11 protein-coding genes and 1 tRNA gene are annotated in these 8,882 nt (G+C 44.3%); 4 read left to right on the plus strand and 8 right to left on the minus strand.

Going from position 1 to position 8,882, the window contains the following annotated elements:
• Positions 1 to 41 precede the first annotated feature (41 nt).
• The 3 genes from V7Q33_RS21035 to V7Q33_RS21040 all read right to left on the minus strand — a co-directional run bounded on the left by V7Q33_RS21035 (position 42) and on the right by V7Q33_RS21040 (position 1,300).
• Positions 42 to 116, minus strand: a tRNA-Pro gene (locus V7Q33_RS21035).
• A gap of 194 nt (positions 117 to 310) precedes the next feature.
• On the minus strand, positions 311 to 484 hold the full coding sequence (locus V7Q33_RS23465; RefSeq protein WP_442946010.1) for a GIY-YIG nuclease family protein: 174 nt from the start codon (positions 482 to 484) through the stop codon (positions 311 to 313).
• Between the two features lie 171 nt (positions 485 to 655).
• A complete protein-coding gene (locus tag V7Q33_RS21040; protein ID WP_333821167.1) occupies positions 656 to 1,300 on the minus strand; it encodes a carboxypeptidase-like regulatory domain-containing protein in 645 nt (214 codons plus the stop codon).
• An 89-nt stretch (positions 1,301 to 1,389) separates the two neighbouring features.
• On the opposite strand from V7Q33_RS21040, the gene V7Q33_RS21045 reads away from it, so the two are divergent.
• Genes V7Q33_RS21045 through pruA form a run of 3 tightly spaced genes read left to right on the plus strand, consistent with a single transcriptional unit; the run spans position 1,390 to position 4,261 of the window.
• Entirely contained in the window at positions 1,390 to 1,806 is a 417-nt protein-coding gene (locus V7Q33_RS21045; protein WP_331982511.1) for an ArsR/SmtB family transcription factor, read from the plus strand.
• 60 nt (positions 1,807 to 1,866) lie between these two features.
• Positions 1,867 to 2,571, plus strand: coding sequence for a YjjG family noncanonical pyrimidine nucleotidase (locus V7Q33_RS21050; protein WP_333821168.1), 705 nt, complete (start codon positions 1,867 to 1,869; stop codon positions 2,569 to 2,571).
• Positions 2,572 to 2,629: 58 nt separating this feature from the next.
• Entirely contained in the window at positions 2,630 to 4,261 is a 1,632-nt protein-coding gene (gene pruA / locus V7Q33_RS21055; RefSeq protein WP_331982494.1) for an L-glutamate gamma-semialdehyde dehydrogenase, read from the plus strand.
• Positions 4,262 to 4,343: 82 nt separating this feature from the next.
• Here the strand turns inward: pruA and creD are convergent, their stop codons facing one another.
• The 5 genes from creD to V7Q33_RS21080 all read right to left on the minus strand — a co-directional run bounded on the left by creD (position 4,344) and on the right by V7Q33_RS21080 (position 8,568).
• The gene (gene creD, locus V7Q33_RS21060) at positions 4,344 to 5,795 is read right to left on the minus strand and encodes a cell envelope integrity protein CreD (protein ID WP_333821169.1); all 1,452 of its coding nucleotides are present in this window, start codon (positions 5,793 to 5,795) and stop codon (positions 4,344 to 4,346) included.
• A 13-nt stretch (positions 5,796 to 5,808) separates the two neighbouring features.
• Positions 5,809 to 6,450 carry an exosortase K gene (gene xrtK / locus V7Q33_RS21065; protein ID WP_333821170.1) on the minus strand — a complete coding sequence of 214 codons (642 nt, stop codon included), beginning with the start codon at positions 6,448 to 6,450 and terminating at the stop codon, positions 5,809 to 5,811.
• 40 nt (positions 6,451 to 6,490) lie between these two features.
• A complete protein-coding gene (locus V7Q33_RS21070; RefSeq protein ID WP_331982485.1) occupies positions 6,491 to 6,790 on the minus strand; it encodes a winged helix-turn-helix domain-containing protein in 300 nt (99 codons plus the stop codon).
• Positions 6,787 to 7,410 (minus strand): hypothetical protein, encoded by a 624-nt coding sequence (locus V7Q33_RS21075; protein ID WP_331982482.1) that lies wholly within the window; start codon positions 7,408 to 7,410, stop codon positions 6,787 to 6,789. Before V7Q33_RS21075 ends, V7Q33_RS21070 begins: the two co-directional genes overlap by 4 nt.
• Positions 7,411 to 7,725: 315 nt before the next feature.
• Positions 7,726 to 8,568, minus strand: coding sequence for an alpha/beta hydrolase (locus V7Q33_RS21080; RefSeq protein ID WP_333821171.1), 843 nt, complete (start codon positions 8,566 to 8,568; stop codon positions 7,726 to 7,728).
• Between V7Q33_RS21080 and V7Q33_RS21085 the strand changes: the two genes are divergently transcribed.
• Positions 8,567 to 8,882: hypothetical protein (locus tag V7Q33_RS21085; RefSeq protein ID WP_333821173.1), on the plus strand; the 316-nt coding region annotated here is incomplete at its 3' end. The genes V7Q33_RS21080 and V7Q33_RS21085 overlap by 2 nt on opposite strands.

Raw genomic sequence — 8,882 nt, forward strand, 5'->3', positions numbered from 1 at the left:
TACGATATAAAGGGTTTTACCGACAATTGATTGTCACAATGTCGGGGTGAGATGATTCGAACATCCGACCCCCACGTCCCTAACGTGGTGCGCTAACCGGGCTGCGCTACACCCCGAGAAATCTTTTCGGAAAGGCATTCGACCCTCCCGACTCTGTTGGGATGCGCTAGCTGAGGCTGTGCTACATCCCGAAGTATTTTTTGTTCTGACGAAGAGACATCTCCTCACTCGTCCTGGTTCAGAAAAAAATCTGAAAAGCTTTTGCGAATATAGGCCTTATTCCTCACTCGCTTTAATTGAAGCTCAAACTTTAAGGCTTCAGTTTTATTATCAAAGTCTCTGCGGAAGATAAGCTTCCATGGACCTTTAAATCTCGTATATCTGCCCGGTTGGTATTATGATCTTTTACTCGCTGTTCTACATTTTCAGAAGAACCATAATACCACTTACCTTCTTCTGATTCTAAAATATATACACTACACATAATATATTTACTGTACACAACGATTCGAACATCCGACTCTCCCGACTCTGTCGGGATGCGCTAACCGGGCAGCGCTACACCCCGAAATCCCCAAAATTTGGGGCTGCAATATTAATAATAAAGATTATTCCCCCCAAGTAGAGTAAATTGAAAAGAGCAGAGAATCAGAAATTACTTTTTCTTGTTCTTCTTCAGTGAGTTAAAGAACTTCACCCAGTTGAAAGGATTCAGGAATGGATTGGTAACGGGCTGAAACTTGGAGTTGGTAGAGCCGGCCCACTGGTTGAGGTAATACCGCTGATTCTGATAACCATCCATAGGTGTGGTCTTCACCATCAATGCCAACAACTCCTGGTTCATATTCTTTTTGTCAACGCGTTCATCTTCCATCGGAAGATTCAATGCCAGTACAGCTTCTTTAAAAACTTCTTCAGTAGGAAAAGGCATAACCACAACTTCAGGGAGCAAGGTTGTATCCTGCAGCATGGTGATGATAATAGTCTGGTATTCCGGAGAATCGTCAGGCACCACAAACGTCTGGTGTTGATAGCCGACTGAAGAGATCACGATTTCATCGCCGGTAAGCACAGGCATAGAAAAGAAACCTACGTTGTTGGTGGTAGTACCCCGGCCTGCTTTCGGCACATATACGTGCACACCCGGCACAGGCTTGCCATTCACAGTGTCTTCTTCAATTACAACACCAGACAACTGTATAATCCTTTTTTTCTGTTGCGCCTGCGCCAACTGAGCAGTACAAAAAACTGACAGCAGTAGCAGGGCAATGGTGATGGTATTTTTCAGATGCAATTTCACGGTTCTACTCGCTCAGGTGTTCAAATATAGCTATAAGCCTTACAACTGCCTAATTTCCCATACCTTTGGCAATATTGCAAGGATGTGCCATGCGACTGAAAAGTTTTAATCTTACGCTGGGATCGCAGATTTTTAAGGCTTGTGCCGATGAATCACGCCTTCGGATTCTGCACCTGATTTTTATGAACGGTGAAATGTGCATCACCGACATCGAAAAAATCCTGGATTTCACCCAGGCCAAAACTTCAAGACATCTTATTTATCTCAAGAATGCGGGAATATTAGGACATAGAAGATATAACCACTGGGTATTTTATCAGATCAAAGATGAGGTAGGAGACATTATCAAACAGATCTTCCAGTTTTTGCGAAGAGATTCACAGTTGCAGCACGATCAGCACATTTATCAGACATTGTTCACCAATCGCGAGTTGGCCGTGAACAATCGCCAGATATTGGCATGGCGCGAAGGTCGACTCGAAAAAGAACGATTAAAAAGCGATTAGATATAGAAGCGAACGGAATTTATCATCGGCCGGAATTGATTCTTACTTAGCGACATCATCATGCCATCGGACAAGAAATACGCCTGTATCTTTTTTGACCTCGATCATACCCTGTGGGATTACGAAACCAATTCGCGCGAGACACTTGGTGAGTTGTATCATCAGTACGATCTGCAGGCGAAAGGTGTTACCACCCTTGAAGCTTTCCTGGAGCGATTTAAGACCGTGAACACGCATTTGTGGGAATTGTATGATACCGGCCGGATTGCGAGTGAAGTGATTCGCAGAGAGCGCTTCAAACAGATACTCGAATCGTTTCATGCTTACAATGAAAAGCTCAGCGAAGATCTTTCAACCGATTACCTGGAGGCGTGCCCGAAGAAGGGGAGTCTGATGCCATACGCGATTGAAGTACTGGAATACCTGCGCGGGAAATATAGCCTGTCGGTCATTACCAACGGCTTTGAAGAGATACAACATACCAAGCTTACCTCGGGCAATCTGCATAAATACTTCGATCACATTGTTACATCACAAAAAGCAGGTCATAAAAAGCCGGCAAAAGAAATATTTGAATTTGCGCTGAAGTATTATGCCATTGGCAACCATGAAGCTATTATGATTGGTGATAACCTGATTACCGATATGGGTGGTTCTCGCAATGCTTCAATCGATAATATTTTTTATAACCCTGAACGCAGTGCACACGAAAGCATTGTAACACACGAGATTGCATGCCTGTCGGAACTGCGGCAGATTCTTTGAATTATTTACCTTTGCCCACAAATCACAATTCCATTAACCTATAACTGAATCATAATTTATGTCGAAAGGATTTTTCCACGTTCCTGATCCGAAAAATGAGCCTGTTCTCAGCTATGCTCCCGGAACGAAAGAACGCGCGGCCCTGAAGAAAGCACTAGAAGAAGCGCGTGCAAAAGAAACCGATATCCCCATGTATATCGGTGATAAAGAAGTTCGCACGGGCAAAAAGATCCGGTTGTCGCCTCCACATGACCACCAGCATACACTGGGATATTTTCATGAAGGCGATGCGGCACATGTAGAGCAGGCTGTTGCTGCGGCACTCGCAGCAAAGGAACAATGGGCAAACCTCGACTGGGAACATCGTGCAGGTATATTTCTGAAAGCAGCAGATTTGCTGGCAGGACCTTATCGCTACAAGATCAATGCAGCTACTATGCTTGGGCAATCCAAAAGTCCTTTCCAGGCGGAGATCGATTCAGCTTGCGAACTCATCGATTTTCTGCGCTTCAATGTATACTTCATGTGGCAGATATACCAGGAGCAGCCTGCGTCATCGCCCGGTGTATGGAACAGAATGGAGTATCGCCCGCTGGAAGGATTTACATTCGCAGTAACACCGTTCAACTTTACCGCTATAGCAGGCAACCTGCCCACGAGTATGGCGCTGATGGGTAACACTGTAGTGTGGAAACCAGCGTATACACAGGTATATGCTGCCAATGTAATTATGCAAGTATTGAAAGAAGCCGGTTTACCGGATGGTGTGATCAACCTCATCTATGTAGACGGCCCAACAGCAGGTGATATCATTTTCAATCACCGCGATTTTGCCGGACTACATTTTACCGGAAGTACCGCGGTATTCCAGAACATGTGGAAGACGATCGGTCAGAATATCCATAAGTATAGAACTTATCCCCGCTTGGTAGGAGAGACCGGTGGTAAAGATTTTGTAATGGTGCACAAGAGTGCCAGCGCAAAAGAAGTATCGGTTGCTTTATCGCGAGGTGCATTTGAATACCAGGGACAAAAATGTTCGGCTGCGTCACGTGCCTATATACCTTCCAACCTGTGGGAAGATGTAAAGAAATATTTGCTGGATGATTTGAAGAGCTTCCGGATGGGTGGCACGGAAGATTTCGGCAACTTCATTAACGCTGTGATCGATGAACGCTCCTTCGATAAGATTGCAGGCTATATTGAGAAGGCGCGCGCCCATGCTGCCAATGAAATTATAGCCGGTGGTAAATACGATAAATCAAAAGGATACTTTGTGGAACCCACCGTGATCGTATCAAAAGATCCATCTTCCATCACCATGTGTGAAGAGATCTTTGGTCCGGTGTTAACCATATATGTATACCCGGAAGCTGACTTTGAAAAAACACTCGAGCTGGTGGATAACACTTCACCGTATGCACTGACAGGTTCGATCATAGCAAAAGATCGTTATGCGATCGACCTTGCTACGAAGAAACTTTCTAACGCAGCCGGTAACTTCTACATCAACGATAAACCTACAGGTGCTGTAGTAGGTCAGCAACCTTTTGGCGGTGCAAGAGGCTCTGGTACCAACGACAAAGCCGGTGCTAAGGTAAACCTGCTCCGCTGGACATCGCTTCGCACGATCAAGGAGACTTTCGTGCCTCCGGTAGATTATCGATATCCGTTCCTTGATAAGGAGTAATTTTTCAAAGTTTAAGGTTCAAAGTTCAAGGTTAGGGGTATTCCTTAAACCTTGAACTTTAAACCTTGAACTTTTAAACTTTTTAAACCTGCACCTCCGCTTCCCTATACCATTTAATGTTGCGTGAGAAATACATTACCAGTGCAATCACAACAAACAGACCTATACTTCCGAGCAGTAATGAGTAATCCTGCAATTGAATGATTACGAAAATGAAACCATAGAAGAATACCAGGATAAAGCTGAAGAATGCAACCAGCGATCCTCGCTGTAAGAATGTAAGCGCATACAAACTGATCAATATAACAGTGGCAGCGGAGGCAATCAGGTATGCAAGATTATAGCCGACATGTTCTGATAACGATAGCAGCAATGTATAGTATATCACCAGCGCAACGCCAATCAGTAAATACTGAAAAGCATGAATACGAATTTTCTTGATAATCTCCACCAGGAATAATGAGATGAACGTAAGCAGCACGATCAGTACGCCATATTTAGCGGTGCGCATGCTTTTTTGATATTGATCTACCGGTATTAAAAGTTCTGTGCCAAATGCAGAGCCTGAAAGTTCTTGTTCACTGCCGGTCCACTCTTGTGCAAAAGGTCTGTTATAGTGCAGTATCTTCCAGTTAGCTGTAAATCCTTTGTCCGTTATTTCGCGCGATGCTGGTAAAAATTCTCCGTTAAAGCTTGGGTTTGCCCACGGTCCCTGCAACGCTACCTCTGTTGTTTTACCAACTGGTATAAAATTCAATGACGTACTTCCTTTTAAACTTAGTTGTGTGGAGATCTCCCCGGAAAAGTCGGCTGCCGTTTGCCAGGGTAATGCCGCGATGATACCGGTTTTGCTGGTAATGGCCGCTGGAGAAGTTACATCGTAGCTGGTGTCATCATAGGCAGATGGTGCGCTGGCATGCGTAGCTGTTGTTACACCAAACCCGATCTGGTTGGAAGGTTCACTGCTAAGAGAAGAAGTGTCTAATTTGAAAGAAGGATTTTCACTGATGCCACGCAGGTCACTGATGCAAAGTACAAGTCGTGCTTCGTTCCAGTGTACATCCTTTTCATTAACGTTTAATTTTTTGAAGTTAGGCGCTGCAAAGGTTGTCTTCAACGTAATGTTGGATTCATATACTGCAGCATCGTAAAGACCACGATGAAGTATTTGTGGATTTACCGTACCATTCACGGCAAGATGCTCCGGAAGGAAATAGGCATCTTGTGTCCATTCGCGTATCTCGATTCCTTCTTTGCCTTTATCAATTTTCTCGCGATTGGTAAAAGGTATAACAAGCACTGGTCCGGCCAGGGTTTGCGTGCCCGACCACTTGGATGTGATCTCATTTACCACAGACGATGCATTATATTGCCGCTCGTGCATAATGGATTCAATCCATACCTGCGGAATGAGCAGGATGAGTATAAGCAAGCCAATAGCAAAAAGCTTAACGATAATAGAATCGCGGAACCAAGCACTGATCCTTTCAAATACTTGTCCCGTAGGATTGGGTGATGATGATGAAGTTTGCATAAGTGGTAATGAATTAATGTAAATGAGAGTTTCTGCGGTAAGTAACAAACAGGTTATGCCTCACGGCAGATGCCTGTGGATGCTGCAAGTCATGTTGTTGTTTCATGTGTATAAAAATGTTTCGAAATACCAGGTATACCAGCAGCAAAGCGATAATATAAAATACACCGCCTTCCACACGCTGCATCCAGAAAGAGTTAAGCCAGGGTTGTGAGTCTTGTAAGCGAATCACGGGCAAAGCCATCATAATGCGCACCGCGCTAATGGCCAGCGTCAGAACAAATGATGCTAACAATATAGCGCCATACAGAAGTATTGCTTTCCACGCTTTAAGAATGTGATACGGTGCTGTGCACGACAATACAAAGAATACCATTACCAGGAAATTTTCACTGGACAGAGAGCGATCAATCATAATGTGCAGATCAGGAAAGAAAAATCCACTGGTGGTAGATTGTGCGTGCTTGTTCAGTATATACTCCAGCATAGTGCTGGTAGGATTCAGGAACAAGATCATTTCACCGGAAGCAATGCCGTTGAAGAGAATCTTCAGCACAATAGCAGTTATAATCGTGATGCAGACCCAGAGTGCTGTTTTGTTGAGCCGTGTTTTCATAGTGAATGAAGGAATCAGGTAATAGCTTTTGTTATTCATTTAAAAGTACTTTCAAATTCAAAGTTGATTGCTAAAAAAATTATTTCTGTTGTTTTACCACCGCCTCCAGTGCATCGAGATGCTTCTTGAAAGCGGTGCGCCCGCGCTCCGTAATTTTATACTTCGTATTCGGTTTTCGATCGATGAACGATTTCGATATCGATATATACTTTTCACGTTCCAGCGCCTTGATGTGAGAAGCCAGGTTGCCGTCTGTAACGCTCAGCATATCTTTCAGCGAACTGAATTCATATCCATCGTTCGTTACCAGCACAGACATGATCTGTAACCTCACACGGTGCTCCAGTACTTTATCGAGATTGTCGAACGGATTCTTCACTTGTCGTATTTGTTGTACATGATGCCCCCGTATATAATGTGAAGAACACCAAATCCTATTGTCCAAAAGATCAATCCATACCCGGGCAAAGAAGCAGAGATCAATCCCAGTATAATTTCAGAAAAGCCCAGGTATCGCACCTCATCCACCGTGTTAATGCTTGCCTGTATCAATGCCAGTCCATAGAATATCAGACAAGCCGGTGCTGCAAGCCCGAAGTGCCCGGTATACAGTATAACTAAAATAAATATACCACCGCTCACCAGTGGCACAGCCATATTAAACACCAGGCTTTTGCTGGTAGAGTTCCAGAGCTTTTCACCATGCTTCTGCGCTTTCCTGGCACTGAGCCAAAGTCCCGTGGCAATAGAAGCAACCAGAACCACGGAGGCTATAAGAATGAGTTTCGTAAATGCTTCCGGACTTTGCAACGAGTATTGCCGGAAGTGCATGGGAGAGATGGGATAATGCAGCGTGAAATAAGCTGTGAACGCACCGGCCAATGCATAGATGCCTGCCATTACGCCCGATAATCCGCTGAGAGAGATGAACTTGGAGGAGCGCTCCATCATGTTGCGGATCGAAGCAATATCCTTTTCGTACTCCTGGATTTGTTTCATTTGAAAGTACTTTGAAATACAAAGTTAGTTAACGATTTGAATTTTACAAGACGATCTGGGAATTAGCTGCTGGCTGCCAGCTTCAGGCTGCTGGTAGATTTTCGGGAAGTGTCGAATTTTTTAATAAAGGGATGGTATTCCTTTGTACATGTTTTTAAAATCCAGAAACACAAAGCTCTCAAAGAGATCCTTGGAGTAACTCTGTGTTCCAAACAACTGGATTTTTCTTTATAGAATAAAGTTGCCGTACACCAATTATTCAGTAGCCAGCAGCCTTTATTCCACGACTCGCAACTCAAAGCTCCAAGCTCACAGCTATTTCTTATATCCCAATTTCTCCAGCCACTTTACACTCAACCACGGCCATGTATTCAACACCGCGTCTTTAGGAGCCATGCCGAAGCCGTGTCCGCCCTGGCCATAGATGAGGAGGCTTGCAGGTATATTATTTTTGCGGAGAGCCTGGTAAAACAGAATTCCGTTTTCAGGTGGCACAGCGTTGTCTTCGTTACCATATACCAGGAAGGTAGGAGGGGTATGTTTATCAACGCGGTTTTGTGTCGAGAGAGAATCAACCAGTGCGTTATCCGGATTTTTTCCGAGCAACATCTCGCGACTACCATTATGAGCAGCCGAACCAGCCAACGTAATTACCGGGTATATAAGTATAGCAAACGAAGGACGCGTACTCCATTGATCCAATATATTTTTAGATTTCTTATTGGCCGGTAGGTGCATCGTTGCAGCCATAGACGCCAGGTGTCCGCCTGCCGAAAAGCCCAGAATGCCCACGCGCTCCGGATCAAGCTTCCATTCCTTCGCCCGCGACTTGATAATGCGCAGGGCCGTAGTGACATCGCGATACTGGTCAGGATGACGATGCCCGGACTGATCATCTGTATTAAGACGATAGTGCAGCACAAAGGCATCAAACCCGTACTGGTTATAAAACTTTGCTACATCTTTACCCTCGTGCCACTCCGCCAGGTGAGCATAACCTCCGCCCGGACAAATCAGTATAGCCGAACCGTTGGCAGAATCCGGATTAGCCTTGTAGTACTCAAAGTAGGGAGGTTCCTTATCTTTTTCATAACCATCGATGGTAACTTTTTCGCTGGCAGGGTATAGAAATATTTTTTCCTGTGCGTGCAGGGCCATGGTACTTAAGAAGTATATCAAGAACAGTGATCTCATAAAATTTATTACTCAATTAAAAACGAATATAATATCGATTACGAAAATAAGCATCTTACACCAAAATCCAGTTACACAAAGTATCTCAAAGGAGGCTCAAAGTTTCACAAAGAAAAATGCAGTTGAATTTGACTGCGTAGATCAGTGCAATCTGTTAGAGATTATTTTTTGTATTCCTGTTCTGTGTTTTTCTGTTCCCGATAGTTATCGGGATGCGGGAAATAAAAAAGCCACCGGTCTGGTGGCTTTTGCTCCCCCTGCTGGACTTGAACCTCCCG

The sequence above is a fragment of the Ohtaekwangia sp. genome (assembly GCF_036786105.1).
GTDB lineage: Bacteria > Bacteroidota > Bacteroidia > Cytophagales > Cyclobacteriaceae > Ohtaekwangia.